Source organism: Pedobacter kyungheensis (assembly GCF_000812965.1).
GTDB classification, from domain to species: Bacteria; Bacteroidota; Bacteroidia; order Sphingobacteriales; family Sphingobacteriaceae; genus Pedobacter; species Pedobacter kyungheensis.
Genome location: NZ_JSYN01000008.1, coordinates 1 through 23,817 on the forward strand (window position 1 = coordinate 1; position 23,817 = coordinate 23,817).

The following is a 23,817-nucleotide window of genomic DNA, read 5'->3' on the forward strand; positions in this document are numbered from 1 at the left end:
TGGGCATTTCGGCAAAAATGGCCAGCCGTTCCGCATTTAAACTGTCACCCCATTTCGCTTTAAAGTGACCACCTGTTTCGGGGCAAACTGGCCGTTCTGATCTTTCGATCAGCTTTTTTCGCAACTAGCTTTCGGGAATAATTTTTCAATTTCTGCATAAAATAAAGGCTCCTGGGAGCATATCTACTATTCGGGATGGACTACGGTCACTTCGCTGTTTTGAAGGGGGTATGGCGTTTTTTTGCGCGTTCTAGTACCTGCGAATGGATTTTGATCGCTAGAAAGGTCTGAATTGAGGATAAATCCGGCAGTAAGATGGATTAAACCGAAAAGTCCTGAGGAAAATGGATTTGGATCCGAAGTGTATATTTGTTCAGAGGGAAAGGAACTTAGATGTGCATCATCCGGTAATCAAATTGGTGGCCAGTTTGGCCCGAAACAGAGGGGTCACTTTCACCGAAATACACACAAGAGGGCGTGTTTGATATTCTTGTAGTCGATAATTTTATGTAAAAAGCATACAGCGCCAGCTTTCTTTGCCTCCTCTATGTAAAAGTTTTCTATCTCTGAAGTTAGGACAATCACTTTCGCGTGGGGCCATTTCTTCAAAATTTCTTTTGTCAACTCAAGACCATTCAATTTGGGCATGCGCAGGTCCGTTAAAAACAAATCAGGCAAAGTCGAGCAATTTTCTGAGAAAGTAAGAAGCTCTCTGCCATCACTAAAAGCGCCAATGACATCAAAGCCACTTTCGACCAACATTTCTACCATTGGTTCCCGAAACCAGCGCTCATCTTCCGCATAGGCGAGAGTTATTTTATTTGCACTCATAACATTATTTTCCTACCACTATATTTCCTCGGAAAGCTTTTCTCAATATACAAAAATAAAATTATAGGGTTGAAAAGAAAGCTTTTATTGGCTCAAGAATATATTTTGGCTAGGACAAAGCTTCTCTCAGAATATTTTCGTCAAAAGTATGGGTGCTCTCTGCAGTTAGGGAAATACAATTGTCGCCTGCGTTCTCTGCGTCTAACCTTTTTACTAAAATCAGGATAAATTATTACCACTTTTGATAAAACTAGCTATGTCAATACCCCCCACCCGCCTAAAAAACAGTGATGATACATGCCAATCTTCAACCAGAAGTCTTTAGTTAAGGAAACTTTTAAGAAGCCTGCTTCTAAAGTTTGTAAGTTTCACTTTTTTCATAAGGTTTGAAAGTCGACCAACTAAAAAGTGAGATAACATTGGTGATGAGGATTTTGATTCCATACAATGGAATGCTATCTTAGCCTTGAGAGCGTTAATTTAGATATCGGGGATATGGACACCGTTCAGTCCCCGTGTCTATTTCTAAACTCATTGCACATCTTGCCTTAGTGAACGCTAGTTTCATTTAGTTCAATTACTATTTTTCTGAAAAATGCTAATCCCCACGGTATGGCGGCTATCGTGAATTGTTCACAAGACAATGACTGTAACTTTTTTTCCGTTTTGCACCAGTTACCTTTCTCCCAGATTAAATAAAAAGCCCTCGTTTTCGCTTTCAAATACAAAACTATTCTATCTTTTAGAAATGCCTTTCTCGTATAGCGCTTTCACCCACACGGTCAGATGGAAATCGGTTTCTAATTTCCAAAACGAAACGATTCGCAGCATTCTGCACCAGGCGTAAAAGTACTGCGAAGATATAATGTTCTTTAAGCAGGTTCGGTTGAAATGATCAACGCCTAAACACTCAAGCGTGAGACAGTGACAGAACGACACAAAAAAAACGGCAGATCTAAAATATATTTTAGATAAATCTAAATTTATTTTTAGCCTTTTCTATTTTTATTATTAGATTTACAAAAAATCAGATAACATGCAGAAAAGATTACCCATTGTCCTGCTTTCACTTATGAGCCTAGTTGCTATAATGGTGTCCTGTGAGAAGATAATCCCTTCTTCTCCAAAAGAGGATGAAATTCTTGATGGCCCGGTGGAAGGACTCAGCTATGACCAGCTCAGACGTTTCGCTTTGGGAGATGCGGCCTTTAACAATGAGATATTTACTCCTGCGAATGGCCTTGGTCCTGGCTTTGTCGCAACCAGCTGTGGAAGCTGCCATGCGGGTGACGGCAAAGGCCATCCCTTCACTACGCTGGTCCGTTTCGGGCAGAACGATGAAACAGGCAATAAATTTTTGGACCAGGGAGGCCCACAACTGCAGAACAGGGCTATTCCCGGGTACAAACCTGAGCAAATCCCATCAGGGGCCACCTTTTCAAAATTTACACCGCCTGCCAATACCGGCCTTGGCTTTCTCGAACTGGTAGCTGATGCAGATATACTAGCTATGGCTGACCCCCAGGATCTGGATAATGACGGCATTTCTGGTGTCCCAAATTACGCAGTGCTTCCGTCATATGTTCAGGCCTTTAACAACGCTATTGCACTGAAGGAAAAATATATCCATCGTTTTGGAAAAAAGGCGGCAGCATATAACCTGCTCCACCAGACTGTTAATGCCTACAACCAGGATATCGGGATAACTTCAAGCTTTGATCCTGTGGATGCCTATACGCGGATGGTGATTGACCCTGAAATCCCCACACTTACAGTGAATAACGTGGTGTTTTATCTACAGACGCTAAAAGCACCCATGCAGCGCGATGCGGGGAATGCGGAAGTTGAAACTGGCAGGAAACTGTTCGAAAAGATTAACTGTTCAGGCTGTCACAAGCCTACCCTAAAAACAGGTTTTTCTCCGGTGGCCGCTCTGTCCAACAAAGAATTCCATCCCTATACCGACCTGTTGCTCCATGATATGGGGCCTGGGCTGGACGATGGTTATACGGAAGGATCGGCAAAAACCTCCGAATGGAGAACCCCGCCGCTATGGGGACTGGGACTTTCGATGAACTCGCAGGGGGGATCTTATCATCTGCTGCATGACGGAAGGGCAAAAAGCATCGAAGAGGCGGTAACCCTTCATGGAGGAGAGGCATCTGCAAGCCGCAACAGGTTCAACCAGCTGTCTGGGGCAGAAAAAAATGCCATGCTGAGATTTTTAGAATCACTATAGAAATGAAAAGAAAAGATTTTATAAAAGGCTGTGGAATGGCCTGCCTTGGAGGCCTTGGGATCACCACGTTGATCAGTGGATGCAGCAGCCTGGTGCCGGCGACGGGCGAGATTGCAGGGGATAACCTGGTCGTAGAAATGAAGGACTTTGAACTCAGACAGGGAAAAAATGTCCAGTTCAAAAGATACATTGTAGTCAGCAATGACCTGCTCCGATATCCCATCTGTATCTACCGGCATGATGAACTGAATTATTCTGCACTATGGATGCAGTGCACCCACCAGGGAACCGAGCTCCAGCCTTTCGGAGACAGGCTTCAATGTCCGGCCCATGGAAGTGAATTTGACAATAAGGGCAGAATGACAAATGGTCCGGCAGAAGCAAACTTAAGAACTTTCCCCATTACCATAGAAAAAACCAGGATCAAAATTTCACTGAAGGCAGTATGAAAAAACTCTTTACGCTTATCATATCTATTGGTATCGGTCAGATGGCTTTTGCCCAGATCGACCCGAAACTTTTAAGGGCCAAACCCAGTGATACCGCAAAAAACTCACTCAACATGGATGCAGTTTATGAACGGCCTTTTATTGCCGTGGGAAAACTTCCGGTGTCGGTGGGCGGATATATGGAGGCCAACTGGCAGTATCAGGGTACAGAGGGGATCTCTGAAGGACAGCAGTTCCAGTTCAGAAGAATGACGCTATTTGTAGCCTCAACCATTTCCAAGCGCATCAAGTTCCTTTCCGAGATCGAATTTGAACCTGCTGAAAAAGAGATAGCGGTTGAATTTGCTGCGCTGGATCTGGAATTGCACCCCTTGCTTAATTTAAGGGGTGGAATGATATTGAATCCCATTGGTGCATTCAACCAGAACCATGACGGTCCTAAATGGGAATTCACCGACCGTCCGATCGCCATGACACAGATGCTGCCTGCAACCTGGAGCAGTGCAGGATTCGGGATTTATGGCAAGAACTATAGCGGTGACTGGATGCTGGGCTACGAGTTATATGCCACAAGCAGCTTTGACGATTCCATTATTGCAAACCCTGAAAACAGAACCTCTCTGGCTGCCTCAAAAAGGAATCCGGAAAGGTTTGAAGAAATTGCAAGCGGGCAGCCGCTTCTAACGGGAAAAGTTGCGGTACGCAGGAACAATATAGGCGAACTCGGCCTATCCTATATGGGGGGTGTTTACAATAAATGGCGGTCGGACGGGATTGTTATCGATGACAAACGCAGGCTAAATGTTTTTGCCATAGACTTTAACACGACACTTCCCAAACTTAAGACCTTCATCACCGCTGAGTGGGCATGGATCAGGGTAGATGTTCCCGATACCTATTCCCAGCAGTTCGGGAGCCGTCAGATGGGGGGATATATGGATATAGTTCAACCTGTGATCAAAAAAACGATTCTGGGCTGGCAGCATTCTGTTGTAAGTTTAGCCTGCAGGGTAGATTATGTGGACTGGAATGTAGGGAAATTCAGGGAGACCGGTGGGAATATTGGTGATGAGCTTTTCAGCGTAATGCCCGGCATCAGTTTCAGGCCGAGGCAACAGACTGTACTGAGGTTTTCCTACCGAAAACAGTGGCAGAAGGATATTCTTGGAAACCCGGCTGCCAGAACCGGAGCATTCCAGTTAGGTGTATCAACCTATTTTTAATTCTGTCATCTATTTTAGCCGGAATCTAAAGAGGATTTCCCGATGTATATCTGAGAGGCCACAGCAGGCAGCATTTATCAACAAACCCCAGGGAATGGACGGTTTGTGTCCCAAAAACACGATTTCGTGGATGAGTAGCAAAACTGAAAAACCATCCTGCGTCAATAGCGGGTGCAACCGCTGCCGAGTACCCAGAGACAGGCTAACAAACCGACTGCGAACTTTTCTTATCTTCCTAGGAATTTTTAACCTAAACGAATAAATGGATGCCAATGAGGATGCAATAAAGTAATTTGAGTATTGGGAATGCCCCAATTAGAGCTATATTTCTTGACCCTGCCCACCATTTGTTAGAAGGTGCCAAAGAAGCCTATCTACGGATTCCATTTCTGGAGGTGACTGACCTGGCAATTTGTTTCCTTTGACCCGCACTTTGGGAAACTTTTAGATCGACACAAATTTTCTGGACTGTAAAATCAGTCGCGTACTGTTTGGTATGCATTGGCGGTACTCTCAATCAGGCGCCAAAATAATGTTATCGATGCTCTGTTTGGATTCACAATAGGACTCTGCATGGTAATAAGTGCCGCATGAGCTGCTCTACATCGTATGCGTTACAGGTTTTTACTGCCCAATCTCTTTACGCTGTATTCTTACTGCATTGAGAATAGCTAAGAAAGCTACACCCACATCTGCAATTACAGCCTCCCAGAGATTCGCAACACCGAAGGCCCCAAGAGAGAGCACGGCGATCTTCACTGCCATTGCCAAAATAATGTTCTGCCAGACGATGTTACGGGTCAGCTTGCCTATCTTCAAAGCTAAAACAATCTTTGTTATCTGGTCATTTTGTATTACGATATCAGCCGTTTCAATGGCTGCATCACTTCCAAGCCCACCCATGGCAATACCCGCATCGGCCAGGGCAATTACAGGGGCATCATTTACCCCGTCGCCCACAAAAGCAATATGGCGTCCCTCCTTTATCAAAGCCTCCATCTTTTCTACTTTTCCTTCAGGCAAAAGATCGCCAAAAGCATAGTCAATATTAAGTCTGTTTGCAACCTGATCTACTACAGCTTTTTTGTCGCCGGACAACATAACAGTCCTTATATTTAAGGCCTGCATCTGCTTAACACCTTCTCCCGCATCTTCTTTTATTTCATCTGCTATAGTAATATAACCGGCATATTTTTCATCCACCGCGATCACAACAATGGTATCTAAGATCTCCTCAACATCCTTTGGAAAATCCACCTTATATTTTTTTAGTAGCTTAAGGTTCCCTGCGAGCACATGCTTTCCATCTACTACTCCTTTAAGTCCGTGTCCGGATATTTCTTCAATTGAAGTTGCAGTGCCCTCGCTTGCGTCCTTTCCTGCATATTCAATAATTGCCTGTCCAACGGGATGGGTTGAATTCTTTTCCAGAATTGCTGCCAGTCTGATTAAATCTTTTTCGGCAAGCCCTGAGGGCACTATTTTTTGAACTTTGAAAACCCCTTTGGTCAATGTTCCCGTCTTATCCATTACTATGGTATCTATCTTGGTCATTACGTCCAAAAAGTTACCTCCCTTGAATAGAATCCCATTTTTCGAAGCCAGGCCAATCCCGCCAAAATATCCTAAAGGAATAGATACGACAAGTGCGCATGGGCAGCTGATCACCAGAAATACCAGCGCGCGATAAAGCCAGTCATTAAAGACATAATTTTCAACAAACAGATACGGAACCAGCGCTAGCGCTAAGGCCAAAAAGAAAACTATGGGCGTATATATCTTTGCAAATTTTGAAATAAAAAGCTGCGTCTGCGACTTTCTTGAGGATGCATCCTGTACCATTTCCAGAATCCTGCTAAGCTTACTGTCCCTGAACAGTGCAGTTACCTTGATCTCTGAGACGGTGTTTATATTGATCATTCCTGCCAGCACGGTTTCACCTTTATATTTACTGTCAGGACGACTCTCTCCAGTTAATGCAGCGGTATTAAAGGATCCTTTTTCTGAGAGTAGCTCGCCGTCCAATCCAACTTTTTCACCAGCTTTCACCTGTATGGTATCTCCGAGCTCTACATCAGCAGAGCCAGCGAGCTCAGCTTTCCCATCTCTGATTACGGTAACCTTATCGGGCCTTATGTCCAGCAGGGCTTTTATGCTTGCTTTCGCACGGTCCACTGCTGCATCCTGGAACCATTCACCAATTGAGTAAAAGACCATTACAGCAACACCTTCGGAATATTCCCCTATAAAGAATGCGCCTAAGGTTGCCACACTCATCAGCACAAACTCATTGAAGATATCCCCCCTTATCGCTTTTCTAAAAGCTAAAACAAGTACTCCCCATCCAGCGAGAAGATAGGCGATACTGTTGACGGCTAATGAAACCCATCTAGAAAGTTTAATATTAAATCCATAGTCCATCACCAGAACGCATATCAATATCGCCAGGCCCGATAGCAGTCCAAGATGCTGTTGCCATTGTGGCTTATCACCGGCACCCGTTTTGCGATCATGATCCGCAACGCTATCTTCGTTAATATGAAGCGCGCCGGCTTCCGCCTTATAAGCTGGAGCAGTTTGCCGAATATTATTTTTCGGTGCTTCTGCCTTAATATCATCGTTTTCGCAACAGTCCTTCATAATATGATTTTTTATTGTACTTTTTCAGTGATAAACCTCTCCATGTATCATGCCAAATATTACTCTGATAACAAGGTGCTGTGCATTGTCTATCTTCAGTTTCAACCTATCCGATTCGAAGCCTTGGTGCTGAGAAGCGTACGGCAGAGGTATTGTCAAACAGCGTCTTTGGCCTACAATGGCTTACTTCATTCCAGGAATTGAAAATGTAAGTCTGTGGCGATCTATTTTATCGGAGTTTTTTATTTTACTTCTATCTTTTACCCTGCCCGGAATAACTTTAGTGTAACCAGACAAAAATCAAAATAACTTTCGAACATAGGTTTCAAAATACTGATAAAAGAAACATTCACACAAAAATAAAATAAAAGGCCGGAGAATAATAATCAATATTAACAGAAAGTCTTTACAGCTATACCGATATTATCAAACTTGACGCTCACCATACATAAATAGCTGCCGGCGCTCCTATATAAGTCATGATAAAACGTGAGTAACAATGCCTCACAGATTGGAAGACACACTTTTTCGTTGCACTATTTTGGTTATAGATTAAGTACCAAGGGTCAGCAGCAGTCTTCCCATTCGCACGAAAATACATCAACATTTTTTAAACTAATTCGCTTCACTGTTGTTTTTATAATAACAAAACATCAGTTTATAATGAAAAATGTGGAAACTGTTATTCCGGCTGCCCTATACCTTCATACTATACGATTTTGCTACAGGGATAATATTAATTTGGCTATAGCCCTGGAAACCGGGCTTTCGGCCTCTGATGTACTACTGGCAAACACAATTCAAAAATTAAAAAGCTGGAAAGGGTTTTCTTTATTCGATGATGACGGTCATCCAACAAACAAAGTCTTCGTGGCTGGCCGATGGAGGTTAGAATTACCAATAAATAAAGGTATACGTAAGCTCAACGCAATAAACTTATCAACAAAAAGCCATCACTTTCCTACCATCCAGTTAGATAGGGTGATGAAAGCATTTGCTGACACTTTTTTTCTCAAAAACACCTCTAAAATCAAGCGCTCTGGTAAATAATTTTTAATCACTAAAATTTAAAGTCATGAACACAGAAAATTCAAAAAAAGAGAGTCAAAAGCATCCGGAACACCATGAACATCAGGAGCATCACCCCCACAAAGAGCATCATGAAGGGCCTGAGCATGCGAATGAAATGGAACATCACAAAGAGAAAGAACACCATTCTGAGGCTGAACACCATAACGATGATGAACATAAGAACACAAAAAAAAGTTAATTATGGCAGTTTGGAAAGGAATGTGCGAGCCGATATTCCTTTCCACTTATTAACTATCAAAGTAATAGGTTTGTAAAGATCAACCTCATCTATTATCAGTATCCCTGTCTGAATAGGGGCCTTGGCAGTTTTGTATCCAATAAAATAAACCATCTAATATCTGTAGAAAATTCCTGATATTGCCATTACATAATAAAGTATGTGTTATCAGCTTTTGGCTGCGCCATCGGTGGGTGTTCTATCATCTCCATCAGATTCCGCTCTATGGTCATGCAGATTGCTGTCATCGGCGTATCGGTGGGAACATTTTCGAATGGATCCTGCATAATGATTGCTGTTTTTTCGATCATAATAAAGAGAATCGGAACGAGAAATATCAACATTATTTCTACAACTGGTGTTTCATCTTCCAGTCCAAAAGGCATAATAGTCATTAGGACATAGATCAGAAAATGAATGAGTACACTATATGAGCGTGGAAAGATCGTGTTTTTAATTCGTTCGCATTTTCCCATTGAATCGCACAGGCGGGCAATGGTGGAATCGATTTGTACAACTTTGTTGGGATCCATCTGACCACGTTCACTGGCCGAGGCCAGCGCTGAGCTGTGGCGGATGAGTAATAAATTTGCTTGGTTTTCACTGTTGAGATTATGCTTGATAAAATAATTCTTCACTTTTGTAGAAGGAGCAGTCTTCCTCAGCGACTCTGAGAGCGCAAAACACCAGATCACCTGACGAGTCGCAAATGATTCAAGTAAATCAGCTCTATCCTTGTGTTTTGGAAGGAATAGGGTCAATTGCCTTATCAGTGTCCTGCTATCGTTCACTATTGCGCCCCAAACCACTCTTGCTTCCCACCAGCGTTCATAAGACTGCGAGGTCCTGAAAGCAAGCAAGAGCGAAAGGGTCGTACCCACAAAGGCAGAAAGCGCCAAAGGGATTTTAATTTGTTCGAAGAAACCATAATGATCGAGCGTTCCAGCAACTATGGCATATATTCCAATTGTTATGATATCCCATTTTATTAACCTAAAGAAGTATAGCACTGATATTTTTTTATTTATAAGCATGTTCTTATTTTGTCTATTTAGCATGAAATGCACGTTGTGCAGTGATTGATATTTTGTTATTATCCAAATAAATATATAGTTTCCGCTTTCACTTTGCAAATTCATTTTATGGTTGTTTCGTTTTGCAAAAAGAATTTTAATTGGTGTTTGGCATTTGATTTAGCCGACTCTTCAAGGGATATAATTCTGGCAGAAATAGACCAGAAATTTTCTTACCGGTCTTCCGTTTCTGAAAATTACAATTGGCCGGAGCTGCCTGACACTTGTAAAATGGCCATTTATTGCAGGTGGATCTCCAGCTTTCCTTGCCAGGTTTTTAAACGATGGCTCTGAATCCAGAAATATTGCGTTTTTACCTTTTAGCTTGGAAAGATCCGTTCCAATGTAGCTGAAATGTAGTGCGTGCTCGCCGATCACGTTTTGCCCATATATAAATTCCCGGCTTAAGAGATTGAGTTCAGCTGATGTTTTATAACTGTCAGCAGAAAAGATGAAGTCGGCTTTATATTGTGTTTTAAGGATTTGTGATTTCCTATGGAGTTCTTCCCATCCTACCCATGTATCATCTGAACGAACCGGTACGGGATAGAATACTATCTCCACGAAAAGCCCTGCATGGATAATCAGTGAAATGATAAGCTGAATCTTTATCCAACGGTCCGGGATTATCCCACCTACCAGAATAATGCCTGTGATATAAGCCGGCATCATCCAGTTAATCTTTACCCAGTAAAAAGGCGAGAGCGAGAGAAAAATCATGAAAATGGGCAGAAAGAAAGCGAGCAAAAAGATCTGCCCTGCAGAAAGCTTGAATCTACCTTTTTCTTTCAGGCTGAACATCAGATAAGTAGCGCGAAACAAAAAGGCAAAAGCGACAGGGATAAGCAGCGCGAGTTGATGGCCAAAGAGACCAAAGATAAACCTTGGGCTAAACTGAAGTTCAGAAACAGAATTCATGCGTTTTGTACCCTGAAAAGCGAAAGATGCAAAGTTGTTATTCCAGTTCCATATAATCACCGGTGAAGAAACCATTATCATCAGCAACACTGATAGCCAGGGCCATATGGTCAGAAGTTGTTTCCTGTTTGAGGAGGAAAACAATAAGAAAATGAACATTCCTGCAGGAAGGAAGACGGCTGTATATTTGCTATCAAAAGCGAGTCCCATAAGTATACCGGCATAAATCCAGTCTATTTTTCTTTTTCTGAACACTGCATCATGGATTTTGCAAAGGGCAAGTGCCCAGAAGAAAAGCAGCGGGGTATCCGGGGTGGAAATCAAGGAAAGGATGCTTACCATTAAGGTGGATAAAAATAGCACAATTACTTTTTTTGACTGACCTGAAGGATAGAACCGAAGTGACAGATTGAAAACGGCAATGGAGGTAAGAACGGTGAGTACCGAATCCCCGAGCTTAATGGCAGTTGGATTTTTGCCAAAAATTTCTGTAAAAATCCTGATTAACCAGGAAATGGCCGGAGGGTGGTCAAAATAGGAAAGACTGGGGTGGCTGGCATAAAAAAAGTAATACGCATCCTGCGGCATTGGTCCCATTGAAAACACAGCAATAACACGAATGACCAGGATAGCACATAGCATATAAAAAACAGCTGGAGATAGGCCGGCAGTTAGGTTTTTTCGCATGACATGTAAAAAAGATTTAGACGGCAGGCAACATTAGGCCTGCTGTTCGGGTAAACAGTTATGTAAAAAGTAATATTGGCCAGTAACGCCGCGGCAAGGGGTTTGAAAGTTCTCCTTAAGACATGCTTTGCAAGTCAGAGAGGCCGGCCAAAGTATTATAAACGGATTTCGGTGGTCCTCGAAAACAGGGAGATTTAAGAAAATAAGTACGTATTGAGGAATTTTGGAGAACCGGTTTCGCCTGCAACAGGTGGGAGGTCAGAAAAAAATACGGATGGTTGAGTGTTCTGAAAGTGTCGAAACTAAATTTATCTTTTTCCTGATTAACTTCCTGATGGCTTGAAGATAAAATGATGGCATGCAGGACAGTTTCAAACTCCCCGGCACCGTGTTTAGCACGCTGATTATACTGTGAAATTTTATTGTGTGGATTCTCGAGCACGAGGCACTGATCCAGCAGGAAACTGAATGCAAGTAAAAGAACGGTGTAGACCAGGCGGAAGTTCATAATGAATTTATTTACATTGCTTTCAACCGCGATCGATTTGAACCTGGAACTGACTTACTTTCAATACGACCCTTATGCCCATGTCCTTTAGGGGATATCAAGGCCATGAACCATAAAAGTATTGTAAAGAGTGTCACTGCCGCTATAATCAACACCCTGAGTAGCATTTTTCTTCGGCCAGAGACATGGAGAGGGACTGCTTGGGTATATGGGTTCTTTTTATTTTTTCTCATGAATTCCTTAATCTATTTTTACTGGAAATCTCCTGTGCTTATCACCTTTTTTTGGTAACTTTATAGCCTAACAAGTACTATAAGAAGATGTCCTACTTTTAATTTATTTTGTTTATTGCTTGATGTTTTCAGCATCCTGTGCATTATTGCGATTCTACGCTTGACTTTACGCGCAGCGGTGCAACCTATTTTGAAATTGCAGCGGTAACGAAATTATATTCTAACCGCACTGTTTTTAAAAGTAACTGAACATACCGGCTCCAATTGCTCCGTGACTGTAGCTGGGCATTACTACTGAACGCCCGATTTCCTTTTGTGTAAAGATTTTTTTAATCTTTGGATATAGCCAGTAAGATGCCCGCGTGGAAAGAAAACCTATCCCTGCTCCTGCTACAACATCACTGAGCCAGTGCTTATTATTATACATCCGGTAATATGCGGTTGCCACTGCGGCAGCATAGCCTGAAATGGGGTAAATAACTGATCTTTCCTTATATTCCTGACTGAGCAGTTCTGCCGATGCGAATGCCTCTGCGGTATGCCCTGAAGGAAATGCGTTGCTGGATCCGTCCGGCCTGGTCACCTGGGTGATCCTTTTAAGGGATTGGCAGGTGGCGGTAAGTATGATATTGCTCAGCAGATAGACCCCGGCCTGGTCAATGGTTTTATTTCTTCCTTGTATGCCAGCCGTGCTCAGGCCTAGCGCCAATACCCCGGGGGCGAACTGCAGATAGTCATCTATCCTAAACTTATTGTGCGGATGCTCAAGTGCAAACTCCTGCCTGGCGGCAATATCAAGGTCTGTGAGTTCGTGGCTTCCCAGCTTTACAAATCCGTAAACTATACTTGCTGAGGCTGCAGCTCCCACTATTGGTGACATCCGAATCTTAAAGTCGCCGTGTTCTGTTATGCCGTCCGCAAGGGTCTGTTTTTTCATCAGCAACGTATCCCCTGGTTTTTGTGAAAAGGATGCAAAGGGATGCAGGAATGTGAACAGCAACCAAAATAATATTCTAAAAAAACTCATCTTATATATATTTTAATCATCAGCGGTATGCGAGTCATTCTCATGTTTAAATTTCTTTTTCCATTTTACGTACCATTTCTGGTGATGAAGACTCAGCAAGAAATAGATTCCCAGGGCAGCAGCTACTGCGATGAGGAACATGTTAAGTCCTACGGCCACACCGATTCCCGCGGTACACCACAGGGTAGCTGCGGTAGTGAGGCCTTGTGAAGTGTTGGTTTGATCATTCTTGTAAATGATTCCTGCACCCAAAAAACCAATGCCCACCAGAACGTTGGCAATGATTCTAGAGGCTGCCGCTGTGTCCCCCATATGCTCGCCAATGGCGGTGAAGAGTGCGGCGCCGAGACACACCGCGGCATAAGTACGTATTCCGGCACTCCTGCCATGTTTTTCACGGTCAAGACCGATGATGCATCCAAGAATGAAAGCTACAAGAAGCCTTAGGATTATATCCCATTCGTTTTCCATTTCCATTTTTTAGTGTTGTTTTTTCTTTATCCGCGCTTTGACCGTTTCAATATTTGCTTGTTTTCCTGTTGCCAGTAAAGACCTGCAGTATGGAGTAAAAAAACGATGTGCAGTTAAGAAGTTGAGTGTTTTATTATCCCATTCTGTCAAATCCATTCCGCTTCTTTTATTGACCTCTCTTGCCACCTTCTCATCAGTTATCAGGAATTCCTCGTTTCCAAGGTTATAGGTGTCCGCATCACAGATGATCTCCTGGATCGTATTCCTGGGATCATGAGGTATTGTAGTTGCCCGAATGCAAGCCGCTATATCGAAAATAACATCTAGTTCAATTCCTCTATCGAGCATAAACTCTCGCATTAAAATCACGCTTCTCTCTTCATGACCAGCGGGGCTGCCCAAAAGCTGCCCGGTGTCGTGAAACCAAGCTGCGGCGAAGAGTACAAACTCACGGAGCTTGTCCAGGCGGTAGTTCGAAGCAATTTCGCGTGTTCGGCTAACTACAAGCTTTGTGTGTTCGAGGTCATGGTATACCAGATCGGTATGCCAGTGCTGTTGAAAGAGTTGACTAACGTAAGCCTCGGTCTCCTCCAAAAGCAGATCAAATACATTTTTCCTTCTTAACTTGAAAAAATAGTTTCCTATTAAGAGCGCCAGTATCCCTAAAAACAAACCAATTAGCAATAAAAAATAATTGTTCATATGATTGTTATTGTTTTAATCCACCATTTTTAAAAAGATGATAGGCGCTCTGGTATAGCGAGATGGCTTCCAGACTTATCTTTTTTGGCGTCTTTACGGGCGTTTGTACGTTTGTAGTGAAATCGTACCTATAACTCTGGGGGGCTTTTCGTGGGCTGAGTACCACAAGCGTGTCATTGCGGAGATAGCCAAGTTTTTGATAGGTCCCCAGCATGATCCTTGGGCGATAGGCTACTGAGCGTACATCCATTCCATAGTTATTGCCCTGGAAATCCCATTTGAGCAATCCAAACAAGGTTGGGTAGAGGTCGATCTGAGAACAGAGGGCTGAAATTGTCAAAGGGACCTGTCCTTTAAGATTATAGATCATAGCGGGAATATGGTACCGGGAGATATCGATTTCATTTTTCCCTGCACTTTCAGCGCAGTGATCAGCAATGAATATAAATATCGTATTGTCGAACCAAGGTTTTTTCCGGGCTTTTTCTAAAAATTCACCGATGGCAAAGTCAGTGTACTTCACGGCCCCCTCCCTCCCCGTTCCCGGGGCGATATCAATTTTTCCTCCGGGATAGGTAAAAGGACGATGGTTGGATGTGGTCATCACAAAATCGTAGAACGGCTTTTTTGTCTGGAAACGTTTGTCCGCATCACGGATCACTGCAGAAAGCAGGTCCCCGTCAGAAATGCCCCAGGCATTTTCAAAGGCAACCTGATCATCCTTTAGGATCGTTCGTTTTACCTTATAGGTATCTCCCACTGTTAGTTTTCGGCCCCTATCGGTTATCTCGTATCCATTGTTACCAAAGAACTGATTCATATTGTCGAAGTAGCCATCCCCACCATAAAAAAAAGAAGTTGAATACCCGCGTTTAGAAAATATACTTCCAATGGTGGTTAGATTTGCATTATTTTCTCTTCTGACAATGCTGTTTCCAGGGGTTGGCGGAAGGGCTAGGGAAAGCGCTTCCATACCGCGTACCGTTCGTGTGCCAGTGGCATACATCCGCTTAAATAAAACGCTTTGTTTTGCGAGGGTATCAAGTGTTGGCGTAAGTCCCTGTGCATTACCAAAGGTTCCCATATAATCCGCACTAAAACTTTCCATTACCACCATGATCACGTTCGATCTGCTTTGGCCATTGCCATTGGAAACGATTCGGCGAATCGAACCTTCCCCTGGCATAAATCTTGCCAATGGAGATGACAGCTCTTTTCTTGTGGTATTAAATGCGACCATCTCTGATGTCATGGGATAAAACTGGTCATAGTTCAGCTCATTTGAGCGGAACGCTGCAATGAATGAATATATCCCCGCTTTGGAAATTTCGCTTACATATCGGTTACTGCTACGCTCGGCCCAGGAATTGTCCACCTTCTGGCCATAAAATATTGCCATCAAAACAATCAGTAGGGTAAATAAAAACCTGTGGAGAACAGGGGTAACTGAACGGAAACTGATCCTGAAGGCTGCACGCATGAGATAGTTCCATAGCAGGGAAATGAGTACAACGCCTGCAATTAAAAGCGGGAGTGGGTAAGACTCATTGATGTTGTGCAGTACCTCGTAAGTGTAGATCAAATAATCTACTGCTATGAAATTGAAGCGGCTTTCAAATTCCAGCCAGAAGGTAAATTCAGCAAAGAAAGAGAATACCGATATCAGTACCATTAGAAACAATAATATCCTGGTAAAGGTGCGGTCAAAAGCTGACCCGTTCCATTTTTGGGGAAGGCAAAGCAGATAAACGGCATAAAATAAGCAAAAATAGATACTCACCCCCAGATCGAAAACCACGCCCTTTGCAAGTGCAGTAAATATGTCTATGGTTTTGAGCCCTCCCTTGCTGAAGGACATCGCGATTAAAATGATCCTGAAGAAACTGGAGACGACAAGAAAACTTAGCATAAAATAATGCAGGAGGCTGTAGCGACTTTTGATGAAAATAGATCTTATCATTTTTCGGTTTTTTGATTGGGGGAGGCTGATTGGGTTATTGGCTTTTTATCTTTGTTCCAGTGGATCCTGAAAAAATGCCTAGCCTTCGAATAAACGCCAAGCATAAGGAGCAGTGTCATTATCCAATAAAAAACCATTCGATATATGGAAGTCCTTGGGGTTTTCAACTTTTTCTTCCTTGCGGCGTTTCCGCCAGTCCCGGCAGCAGCGGGCCGGGCCTTTATGTTTCTTTTGTTCTGCATTTGATTAAATTCTTTTGAATGGCCCGAAGATTTCTGAACTCCTGACCACTTTTTAAATCATATTGTATTTGATCGGTTATTATTACCCCTCAAGGTTCATGAACCATTGCTGAGCCCTGTTGATGGCGACTTCCACTATATGTAGTTCGCTTACTTCTCTTGTATTTTTAAGTTCATTGGCAATCTCTAGTGCTTTCTCTCTCACCCTTGGGTCGAGGTCTTTCATTTCCATCGGAAAATTCTGTTCTGTCCAGGCCATTTTATATATTTTTTGTTGTTTAAATTATTTTTGAACCATGCCCGAGAGCACATTAATTGTTAGGGCCACAATGACCGTATTGAAAGCAAAAGAAAGTACCCCATGCATCCAGGCAAGTCTGCGGATACGTTTGGCGGAAATTTCTACATCGGATACCTGAAAGGTCATTCCAACCACGAAGGCGAAGTAAACAAAGTCCATGTAATCCGGATCTTGCCCGCCAGGAAAGATGAGTCCGCCCGGCTTTTCTACTTTCCCTTTCTTCTCATGGTCGATGTCACAGTAATAAAAATGTGCATATCGCATCGTAAAGACGGTATGGACAAGCCACCACGAGCTGACCACGCAAAGCAGGGGAACGATGATCTCCGTCAACATGCTCTGATCAGTCTTATCAGAATTCTCCCGCAGCAGCATGATAATGGAAAAAAGACTGGCGAAAGCAGCGGCAACGGCAAATAAAAAAATAAATGTTCTGCTTGAATCCTGGGCATGGGCATCGTGTTTGATCTGACTGGGATGAGCGGAACGAATCGTTATCCAGACAAGGATGATGCTCGTGAGCGCATAACTAAGCCATGCAATCATCCACCTGAGCGAATTCTCCAGTTCCACAGCATAGCATATTCCGAGGGCAGTAATGGCAACACCAAGCGAGATGTAAAGCTTATGATGGGCATCGAGTTGGCTGATTTTTTTTACGTTTTGCATTGGCATTGATTAAATGATGAGTCCCAGAACCATAAATAATAGAAATCCGGCGAAAAAGGCGGCTGTGAAAAATGGGGAGTCCTTTTCTTCATGGGCTTCCACCAGCAGTTCCTCAGTAACTAAAAACAATAAGGCTGCGCTGCCAAAGGAGAGCACGAGCTCTAACACTTTTTCTCCTGTAAAATGCAGCATGAAAAAACCACCTGCGGTTCCCAATAAAAAAACGAGTCCAAAAATCAAAAGGATGCGCATCAGCCTGCTTTTGGAACTTCCAAGTTTGGTCAGCCTGGTTCCTACCGCAAGGCCAAGCGAAAGGCATTCCATGGCAAGCGCCAGTGCAAGCAGGGTTCCTTCTTTTGATCCTGCTGCAAATCCGATCCCGAGGAGAAGCCCATCCAGCAACAGGTCAATGCCTACTGCAATTAGCATTCCCCATGGCAAAAGCTTTCCATCATTTGATCCGCCCATTTTAAGTTCAAGCCTGGCGGTATACCATTTGATGACTAGCATGGCCGAAATACCCAGGGTAAAGCCTATTATGATTGCGGTGGTATCATGGATCCTGATCATATCAGGCAAAAGTTCCACTGCAACCACAGAAAAGACCACTCCCGCGGCGAAGTGAAGGATCGTACTCTGCAGCGCGACTGTTGGCTTTTTCCAGGTAACAATCATGCCTCCGATCAATAGCAGAATAACCGGAACGACTGCAAACAGCAGTATATTAACTGATATCAGTTGATTAACCTGCATAGCTCTTTTTTAAATAAAGGTTATAGGCATAAAAGGAAAGATATCCAAGGGCGAGGCTAAAGCCTGCACCGAAAATAATTTCGCTGGGATAGTTCCAGCTATTATAGGCCCTGCTATACATGTAAAGCAAAGCCCAAAGTCCAATCACCCCATTTAGAATCAAATGGCGCCTGCCAAAGAACAGGACCATGAGAATCGCGAGACCTGCTGCAATAGAAGGAATCGGAAGACAACCGTAAAGCTCACCCGCACCATTGATACTGATTTTAAGTTCGGTTTTGAAAGATTGGTCGTATAGGGGCCTCAGATGACCAAAAATCCTATTTAAAGCCGTCAGGCTTCCTATTGAAACCAATAAATAAATAAGAATAAAAATGACTTTTCTTAAGAATCTGACCCGGTCATAAGCGAGTAGCATTAGTAAGAGGAAACAATAAAAGGGTATCCAGAACCAAAAGCTAGCTGACTCCTTTAATACCAGGTCCCAGAAACGAGAATGCTTTTCATTGGCCAGAAAAAGCAGAAGCTCATCTTGGTTTTTAAGATAGCTTAAAATATGGGTATCGGCAAACGTAAACATAGCCATCAGACCTAAAAAAACTAAGCCTGTAATTAGAACCGGAAATGGAATCTTATCTTTCATGTTTTTATCGAAGGTTGTGGCTGCCTGTTATTTATGAGGTAAATTGGAGGTAGATCAGGAATATTGCCGATACTGCCATCAGCAGAAATGTTGCCAGGCCAAGGATATTGGAAATTCTGCCGTTGGTAAATTCTCCCATAACCTTTCGGTTATTGGAAATGTGCAACAATATGGCAATGATCACCGGCGAGGTCACACCATAAAGTATAGCCGTGTAGAGCAGTGCATCCACGGGGCTGATTCCAATATAGTTCATTAGTAAGCCCAGAATTACCGATACAATAATAACTGCGTAGAATGGCTTTGCCTGATTGAACTTCCTGTCCAGGTTGCCTTTCCATCCGAATGTCTCAGAGATGATATAGGACAAGCTTCCGCTGAGTACGGGGATTGCAAGAAACCCTGTTCCGATCACCCCGAGGGCAAAAAGAAGGTAAGATGCTTTCCCTGCAACGGGTTCAAGTGCTTTGGCAGCCTGCTCCACGGTATCGATCTGACGAATACCCTGGTTATACAAAGCAGTTCCGGTAGCCAGGATGGTAAAAAACATAATCATGTTGGAAAGCAACATACCCAGGTTCACGTCCAGCGACATCTTGCTGATGAGTAGTCCGAGGAGTTTGTTTTCTTTTTTCTTATGTTCCTCGCCTGTGAGTTTTTCCCCATTGATACTGACCAGTCTTTTATTGACCATCATCTGCCTTTTTACAGACTTTACATCCTCAGCTTCCATTGCAGTCTGCCAGAAAAAAAGATATGGTGATATGGTCGTTCCCAGAATCGCTACCAACATGCCAATAAACTCCTTGTTCCATTTGATAGTTGGAATAAAGGTAGCCTTCATCACGGCTGCCCAATCGGGCTTGGTAAAAAAGGGAACGATAATATAAAGCATTAGTGTCAGGCACAGATACTTTAACACCGAGACGAATGTTGAATAAGGCAGGTAGATGATAAAAAATAGCAGAATCCCGGTAAACAGCACACTGAAAATTATGGCATGGATACCAGGAAATATAAGATGTGCCACTGCGCCCATTCCAGCGATATCAGCGCCTATGTTTAGCACAATAGCGGGAACACTGAATATAATCATCAGGTACAGTACCCATTTGGGATAGTGGTTTTTAAGCGTAGTGGTCAGGCCGACCGTTGTGATCAGCCCGATCCGAGCACAGATCTCCTGAATTGCTGCCATCAGGGGAAATGTGATGATCACTGTCCAAAGTGTTGCAAGGCCATATTTCGCTCCAGCCTGCGAATAGGTGGCAATACCTGATGGGTCATCGTCACTCGCACCGGTAACGATGCCCGGCCCAAGGGCCTTCAGGAATTTTTTAACCTTTTTAAACATGCTTTATTTTTTCTTCCCTTTTGGAGTTTTCTTATTATAGCTATTATTATAAGCGAGAAGCCTTAGCGCATTGAATACAACAACAAGGGTTGAACCCTCGTGGGCAATCACCGCAGGACCGATTGTGGCGATCCCTGCAATAGTCAAGGGAATCAAAGCACCAACAACGCCAAGGGAAATCCATAGGTTCTGCTTAATGATACCTTTAGCTTTGCGACTGAGTCCGATAGCAAAGGGAAGGCTTTCCAGCTTGTCGCCCATCAGGGCGATATCGGCCGTTTCCAGTGCTACATCAGATCCTGCAGCACCCATAGCGATCCCAACTGTGCTTTTGGCCATGGCTGGAGCATCGTTCACGCCATCCCCCACCATGGCGACCATCTTTTCTGATTTGGCAAGCTTCTGTACCGCCTTCACTTTATCCTCGGGCATCAGGTTCCCCCAGGCCTCGGTTACCCCAATCTGCTTGGCTACCGCCTCGGCAACCTGTTGATTATCACCGGTAAGCATGATCATCTTTTTGATCCCTAGCTCGGAAAGCTCTTTAAGCACATTCTTGGCTTCATCCCTGGGAACGTCCATGAGAGAAAGTATACCAATGAAATTCTTTTCCACTCTGACCAGCATCGAAGTATGTCCACCCTTTTCCAGATCTTCAACCTGCTTTCTGATATCGTCCGGAATGCCATCTTTTTCAAAGAGCGCTTTGTTCCCAATGAATACCTTTTTGCCGTCCACCTCTGCCTGAACGCCCCTACCCGTGATCCCTTTCACGTTATGGGCCTGGGGAAGCGTTTTTTTCTTCATTCGCTCACCTGCCCCCTTAACAATAGCTTCGGCGAGCGGGTGATCGCTTAGTTTCTCTACGGCTATGGAGATAGCCATTAAATCCTGCTCATCAACACCGTTGAGCGGAATGACGTTTGTGAGCTGGGGTTTTCCTTCGGTAAGTGTGCCGGTTTTGTCAAATGCAATGGCATTAAGTGCACCCAGATCCTCGAGAGGTCTGCCGCCTTTTATCAGAACGCCACCACGTGCTGCCCGGGCGACGCCACTGAGCACCGCACTAGGCGTAGAGATTGCCAATGCACATGGGCTTGCGGCCACCAATACCGACATTGCCCTGTAAAAGCTTTTGCTAAACGGTTCATCGATCACCAAAAAGGCAAAACATAGTAGTGCTACCAGCACCAATACTGTTGGAACAAAATATTTTTCGAACTTATCGGTAAAAAGCTGGGTAGGTGATTTTTGTTTTTCCGCCTCGTTGACCATTTTCACCAAACGGGAAATGGTGGAGTCCTTAGCCTCGCGAATGACTTTTACTTCAAGAACCGAAGCGCCGTTTATGGTTCCTGCAAAAACGCGGAATTGCGGCTTAATCTTCTTATCGGTGGTGTAGTCGGTATCGGGGTCAGGAACGGGAGATTTATCTACAGGAACACTTTCCCCTGTGATTGGCGCCTGGTTAACGCTACCTTCCCCCTTCACAACAACCCCATCTGCCGGGATCTTGCTGTTTGGTTTAATGATAATGACATCCCCGAGCTCGAGTTCCTCGATTCTCACTTCGGATTCTTTACCACCTCTGACTACCAGAGCTGTAGGTGGTGCGAGGCTGGTCAAAGCTTCGATACTTTTCCTGGCCTTGCCCATAGCATAATGCTCCAGGGCATGTCCCAAGCTAAATAAAAACAGCAGCAGTGCACCTTCAGCCCATGAACCCAAAATAGCCGCGCCTATTGCTGCAACCAGCATTAAAAAATCAATTTCAAACCCACCTTTCAGTATGGTCTCCACAGCTTCCTTGGCCGTAAAGAAACCACCAAAGAAATAGGCCGTTATGTAGAGCACCAGGCTTGCCCATTCTGGCACACCTTCGATGAAGGAAATCCCAAATCCTGTCCCTAAGGCCACCCCACAGATGATGGCAAAGATCATTTCGGTGTTTTTACCGAAAATCCCGCCATGTTCATGATCTTCGCCTTCTTCATTAGTATGGTCTTTATTTGAATCCTTTTTCTTAGTCGTTTCTTTTTTTCTATTAGGTTGCGTTTCCGGAGTGATGCGTTTTGCAGTTTTACTGTCTTGCTGAGTCTCCTCCTTTTTAACTTCTTTGGCATCCGGACCTTTTTCCCGGATTACGGGCTTTTTGCCAGTTGATTTAGTTTCAGATTTTTTATTCTTGTTTTCCATGTCGGGGTAGATTGATTTAATTGGATATTCAGTGCAAGAACTTGAGGTATACTTATCGCCTTTTTGGGATCATATTTTTCTTTAAAAAGATGCCTCCCTAACGAGGCACCTTATTCAACTGTGTGTACTGAAAAATATCTGTCCGGGAAGCTACTCTTCCTCGCTGTTCTTCATTTTGGACAGGAGATCGTAAGTTCCCTTTAATACGACCTTACCCGCGAAATCTCTTCCAGCGGGCATGGTTACTTCAATATAACCACCATCGGATATTCCTGTTGTCACTTCCACCATTTCGAAATGGTGCACTGTTCCACTGCTTGCCGTTGTAGCCCCGTTCTCCGCTTTCGCAGGTTCATTTGCTTTTTTATCTGCTGTATTTTTGACGAAAATGTATTTTTTACCCTCAAAGTCTACAACCGCTGCAGAAGGCAAGGCGGTAACCTGCATGGTACCGGTCTCGATTAAAGCCTTCAGGTAAGTACCAGGTATAAATCCCGTACTTCCCTGGGCAATCGCGTGAACGGTCACTGTTTTATCGGTATTGATCTCACCGCCCACCAGTTGCACGGTTGCAGTCCGTTGGGTTGAATCATTGGTCAGTGTAAAAAGTACCTTTTGACCTTTTTTGACCATCTGTGCATCCTTCTCAAACACATTTAGCTCGACGTGAAGGTTTGAACTGTTGACGATCTCAAACATTACATCGTTGGGTGCTACAAATTTTCCGGTATTCACGTTTACCTTGGTTACATATCCGCTGATTGGGGAATAGATATTCACCTGACTGCGGATGTTATTGGCGGTGAGCGTAGAGGGGCTGATGTTGATAAGCTGGAGGCGTTGTCTCAACGCATTTTCCCTGGCAAGATTCCCTTGATAAGCTGCTTTTGCCTGCTGCAGGGTCTTTTGTGCATTAACGTTCTGCTGAGCAAGAGTCTGCTGTCTTTTGTATTCTGAATCTGACAGCTCCAGTTGGCTCTTACTTTCAAGGTAGTCCTGCTGCATCTGAACAAATTCCTGGTTTTGAAGTATAGCGATCACCTGGCCCTTACTTACCTTTGTTCCCTGTAATAATGGAGTTGATTTTACGATGCCGCCCATCTGGGTCGTTATGCTAACCAGATTTTGCGGGGGAACGTCTATAAATCCGTTGACTTTGAGCATACCGCTGAGTGCGCGGAGTTCGGGACTTCCAAGTTCTACACCCACAGTCTTGAACTGTGACTGGCTGAGCTCTACAGAATTGCTTTCTTCAGTTGCCGTACTATCCGCAGCGCCTTCCGTTCCAGCGCCATCTTTTTCCTTGCTACCGCAGGAAGAGAGAAGCACCGCTAGTGCGGCTACATAAGATAATCGGCTTAGGATTTTAAATAATTTTTTCATTTTAAT

General features: G+C 43.7%; 21 protein-coding genes. 5 read left to right on the plus strand and 16 right to left on the minus strand.

The annotated features are described in order from the left end of the window. Positions 1–453 precede the first annotated feature (453 nt). Positions 454–831 (minus strand): response regulator, encoded by a 378-nt coding sequence (locus OC25_RS08520; protein WP_052266067.1) that lies wholly within the window; start codon positions 829–831, stop codon positions 454–456. Positions 832–1,867: 1,036 nt separating this feature from the next. On the opposite strand from OC25_RS08520, the gene OC25_RS08525 reads away from it, so the two are divergent. Genes OC25_RS08525 through OC25_RS08535 form a run of 3 tightly spaced genes read left to right on the plus strand, consistent with a single transcriptional unit; the run spans position 1,868 to position 4,742 of the window. Then, positions 1,868–3,070 (plus strand): di-heme oxidoredictase family protein, encoded by a 1,203-nt coding sequence (locus OC25_RS08525; protein WP_039474363.1) that lies wholly within the window; start codon positions 1,868–1,870, stop codon positions 3,068–3,070. Between the two features lie 2 nt (positions 3,071–3,072). Next, the gene (locus OC25_RS08530) at positions 3,073–3,519 is read left to right on the plus strand and encodes a QcrA and Rieske domain-containing protein (RefSeq protein ID WP_052266068.1); all 447 of its coding nucleotides are present in this window, start codon (positions 3,073–3,075) and stop codon (positions 3,517–3,519) included. After that, entirely contained in the window at positions 3,516–4,742 is a 1,227-nt protein-coding gene (locus tag OC25_RS08535; protein WP_039474368.1) for a hypothetical protein, read from the plus strand. Before OC25_RS08530 ends, OC25_RS08535 begins: the two co-directional genes overlap by 4 nt. 624 nt (positions 4,743–5,366) lie before the next feature. Here OC25_RS08535 and OC25_RS08540 read toward each other — a convergent pair. Continuing rightward, positions 5,367–7,382, minus strand: coding sequence for a heavy metal translocating P-type ATPase (locus tag OC25_RS08540; RefSeq protein ID WP_082018553.1), 2,016 nt, complete (start codon positions 7,380–7,382; stop codon positions 5,367–5,369). Between the two features lie 663 nt (positions 7,383–8,045). Between OC25_RS08540 and OC25_RS08545 the strand changes: the two genes are divergently transcribed. Together OC25_RS08545 and OC25_RS08550 are read left to right on the plus strand one after the other, a co-directional pair. After that, complete coding sequence (locus tag OC25_RS08545) at positions 8,046–8,432, plus strand: hypothetical protein (protein ID WP_039474370.1); 387 nt, start codon at positions 8,046–8,048, stop codon at positions 8,430–8,432. 25 nt (positions 8,433–8,457) lie between these two features. Then, positions 8,458–8,652 (plus strand): hypothetical protein, encoded by a 195-nt coding sequence (locus OC25_RS08550; RefSeq protein WP_039474374.1) that lies wholly within the window; start codon positions 8,458–8,460, stop codon positions 8,650–8,652. 185 nt (positions 8,653–8,837) lie between these two features. Here the strand turns inward: OC25_RS08550 and OC25_RS08555 are convergent, their stop codons facing one another. From OC25_RS08555 to OC25_RS08615, 14 genes are all read right to left on the minus strand, one after another. Then, complete coding sequence (locus OC25_RS08555; RefSeq protein WP_245221938.1) at positions 8,838–9,830, minus strand: bestrophin family protein; 993 nt, start codon at positions 9,828–9,830, stop codon at positions 8,838–8,840. A 66-nt stretch (positions 9,831–9,896) separates the two neighbouring features. Further along, entirely contained in the window at positions 9,897–11,369 is a 1,473-nt protein-coding gene (locus tag OC25_RS08560; protein WP_039474376.1) for an ArnT family glycosyltransferase, read from the minus strand. A gap of 115 nt (positions 11,370–11,484) precedes the next feature. Beyond that, positions 11,485–11,877: a hypothetical protein gene (locus OC25_RS27865; protein WP_156131433.1), complete on the minus strand. Its 393-nt coding sequence runs from the start codon at positions 11,875–11,877 to the stop codon at positions 11,485–11,487. 468 nt (positions 11,878–12,345) lie between these two features. Next, positions 12,346–13,137, minus strand: a complete 792-nt coding sequence (locus OC25_RS08565) for a phosphatase PAP2 family protein (RefSeq protein WP_082018554.1) — start codon at positions 13,135–13,137, stop codon at positions 12,346–12,348. Between the two features lie 12 nt (positions 13,138–13,149). After that, positions 13,150–13,608: an MgtC/SapB family protein gene (locus OC25_RS08570; RefSeq protein WP_231491317.1), complete on the minus strand. Its 459-nt coding sequence runs from the start codon at positions 13,606–13,608 to the stop codon at positions 13,150–13,152. Positions 13,609–13,617: 9 nt separating this feature from the next. Continuing rightward, positions 13,618–14,310, minus strand: a complete 693-nt coding sequence (locus tag OC25_RS08575; RefSeq protein WP_052266071.1) for an HD domain-containing protein — start codon at positions 14,308–14,310, stop codon at positions 13,618–13,620. A gap of 7 nt (positions 14,311–14,317) precedes the next feature. Next, positions 14,318–16,270, minus strand: a complete 1,953-nt coding sequence (locus OC25_RS08580; protein WP_039474382.1) for an LTA synthase family protein — start codon at positions 16,268–16,270, stop codon at positions 14,318–14,320. Positions 16,271–16,594: 324 nt separating this feature from the next. Beyond that, positions 16,595–16,771, minus strand: coding sequence for a DUF2188 domain-containing protein (locus tag OC25_RS28110; protein ID WP_167335378.1), 177 nt, complete (start codon positions 16,769–16,771; stop codon positions 16,595–16,597). Positions 16,772–16,795: 24 nt separating this feature from the next. Continuing rightward, positions 16,796–17,482, minus strand: coding sequence for a DUF1345 domain-containing protein (locus OC25_RS08590; protein WP_052266086.1), 687 nt, complete (start codon positions 17,480–17,482; stop codon positions 16,796–16,798). Positions 17,483–17,491: 9 nt separating this feature from the next. Continuing rightward, on the minus strand, positions 17,492–18,235 hold the full coding sequence (locus OC25_RS08595) for a ZIP family metal transporter (protein ID WP_039474389.1): 744 nt from the start codon (positions 18,233–18,235) through the stop codon (positions 17,492–17,494). Further along, the gene (locus OC25_RS08600) at positions 18,225–18,878 is read right to left on the minus strand and encodes a phosphatase PAP2 family protein (RefSeq protein ID WP_039474392.1); all 654 of its coding nucleotides are present in this window, start codon (positions 18,876–18,878) and stop codon (positions 18,225–18,227) included. Before OC25_RS08600 ends, OC25_RS08595 begins: the two co-directional genes overlap by 11 nt. Positions 18,879–18,909: 31 nt before the next feature. Next, positions 18,910–20,232 (minus strand): NRAMP family divalent metal transporter, encoded by a 1,323-nt coding sequence (locus OC25_RS08605; RefSeq protein ID WP_039474395.1) that lies wholly within the window; start codon positions 20,230–20,232, stop codon positions 18,910–18,912. Between the two features lie 3 nt (positions 20,233–20,235). Beyond that, the gene (locus OC25_RS08610; protein ID WP_052266072.1) at positions 20,236–22,428 is read right to left on the minus strand and encodes a heavy metal translocating P-type ATPase; all 2,193 of its coding nucleotides are present in this window, start codon (positions 22,426–22,428) and stop codon (positions 20,236–20,238) included. Positions 22,429–22,578: 150 nt separating this feature from the next. Beyond that, complete coding sequence (locus OC25_RS08615; RefSeq protein WP_039474397.1) at positions 22,579–23,811, minus strand: efflux RND transporter periplasmic adaptor subunit; 1,233 nt, start codon at positions 23,809–23,811, stop codon at positions 22,579–22,581. Positions 23,812–23,817: the final 6 nt, after the last annotated feature.

Bases quoted from the DNA above. Each gene is read 5' to 3' on its own strand.
- OC25_RS08590 (WP_052266086.1), bottom strand. From the start codon at position 17,482: ATGCAAAACGTAAAAAAAATCAGCCAACTCGATGCCCATCATAAGCTT.
- OC25_RS08535 (WP_039474368.1), top strand. From the start codon at position 3,516: ATGAAAAAACTCTTTACGCTTATCATATCTATTGGTATCGGTCAGATG.
- OC25_RS08575 (WP_052266071.1), bottom strand. From the start codon at position 14,310: ATGAACAATTATTTTTTATTGCTAATTGGTTTGTTTTTAGGGATACTG.
- OC25_RS08550 (WP_039474374.1), top strand. From the start codon at position 8,458: ATGAACACAGAAAATTCAAAAAAAGAGAGTCAAAAGCATCCGGAACAC.
- OC25_RS08540 (WP_082018553.1), bottom strand. From the start codon at position 7,382: ATGAAGGACTGTTGCGAAAACGATGATATTAAGGCAGAAGCACCGAAA.
- OC25_RS08530 (WP_052266068.1), top strand. From the start codon at position 3,073: ATGAAAAGAAAAGATTTTATAAAAGGCTGTGGAATGGCCTGCCTTGGA.
- OC25_RS08570 (WP_231491317.1), bottom strand. From the start codon at position 13,608: ATGGAAAACGAATGGGATATAATCCTAAGGCTTCTTGTAGCTTTCATT.
- OC25_RS08580 (WP_039474382.1), bottom strand. From the start codon at position 16,270: ATGATAAGATCTATTTTCATCAAAAGTCGCTACAGCCTCCTGCATTAT.
- OC25_RS08525 (WP_039474363.1), top strand. From the start codon at position 1,868: ATGCAGAAAAGATTACCCATTGTCCTGCTTTCACTTATGAGCCTAGTT.
- OC25_RS27865 (WP_156131433.1), bottom strand. From the start codon at position 11,877: ATGAACTTCCGCCTGGTCTACACCGTTCTTTTACTTGCATTCAGTTTC.
- OC25_RS08605 (WP_039474395.1), bottom strand. From the start codon at position 20,232: ATGTTTAAAAAGGTTAAAAAATTCCTGAAGGCCCTTGGGCCGGGCATC.
- OC25_RS08610 (WP_052266072.1), bottom strand. From the start codon at position 22,428: ATGGAAAACAAGAATAAAAAATCTGAAACTAAATCAACTGGCAAAAAG.
- OC25_RS08565 (WP_082018554.1), bottom strand. From the start codon at position 13,137: ATGAGTTTTTTTAGAATATTATTTTGGTTGCTGTTCACATTCCTGCAT.
- OC25_RS08595 (WP_039474389.1), bottom strand. From the start codon at position 18,235: ATGCAGGTTAATCAACTGATATCAGTTAATATACTGCTGTTTGCAGTC.
- OC25_RS08615 (WP_039474397.1), bottom strand. From the start codon at position 23,811: ATGAAAAAATTATTTAAAATCCTAAGCCGATTATCTTATGTAGCCGCA.
- OC25_RS08560 (WP_039474376.1), bottom strand. From the start codon at position 11,369: ATGCGAAAAAACCTAACTGCCGGCCTATCTCCAGCTGTTTTTTATATG.
- OC25_RS08545 (WP_039474370.1), top strand. From the start codon at position 8,046: ATGAAAAATGTGGAAACTGTTATTCCGGCTGCCCTATACCTTCATACT.
- OC25_RS08555 (WP_245221938.1), bottom strand. From the start codon at position 9,830: ATGAATTTGCAAAGTGAAAGCGGAAACTATATATTTATTTGGATAATA.
- OC25_RS08600 (WP_039474392.1), bottom strand. From the start codon at position 18,878: ATGAAAGATAAGATTCCATTTCCGGTTCTAATTACAGGCTTAGTTTTT.
- OC25_RS08520 (WP_052266067.1), bottom strand. From the start codon at position 831: ATGAGTGCAAATAAAATAACTCTCGCCTATGCGGAAGATGAGCGCTGG.
- OC25_RS28110 (WP_167335378.1), bottom strand. From the start codon at position 16,771: ATGGCCTGGACAGAACAGAATTTTCCGATGGAAATGAAAGACCTCGAC.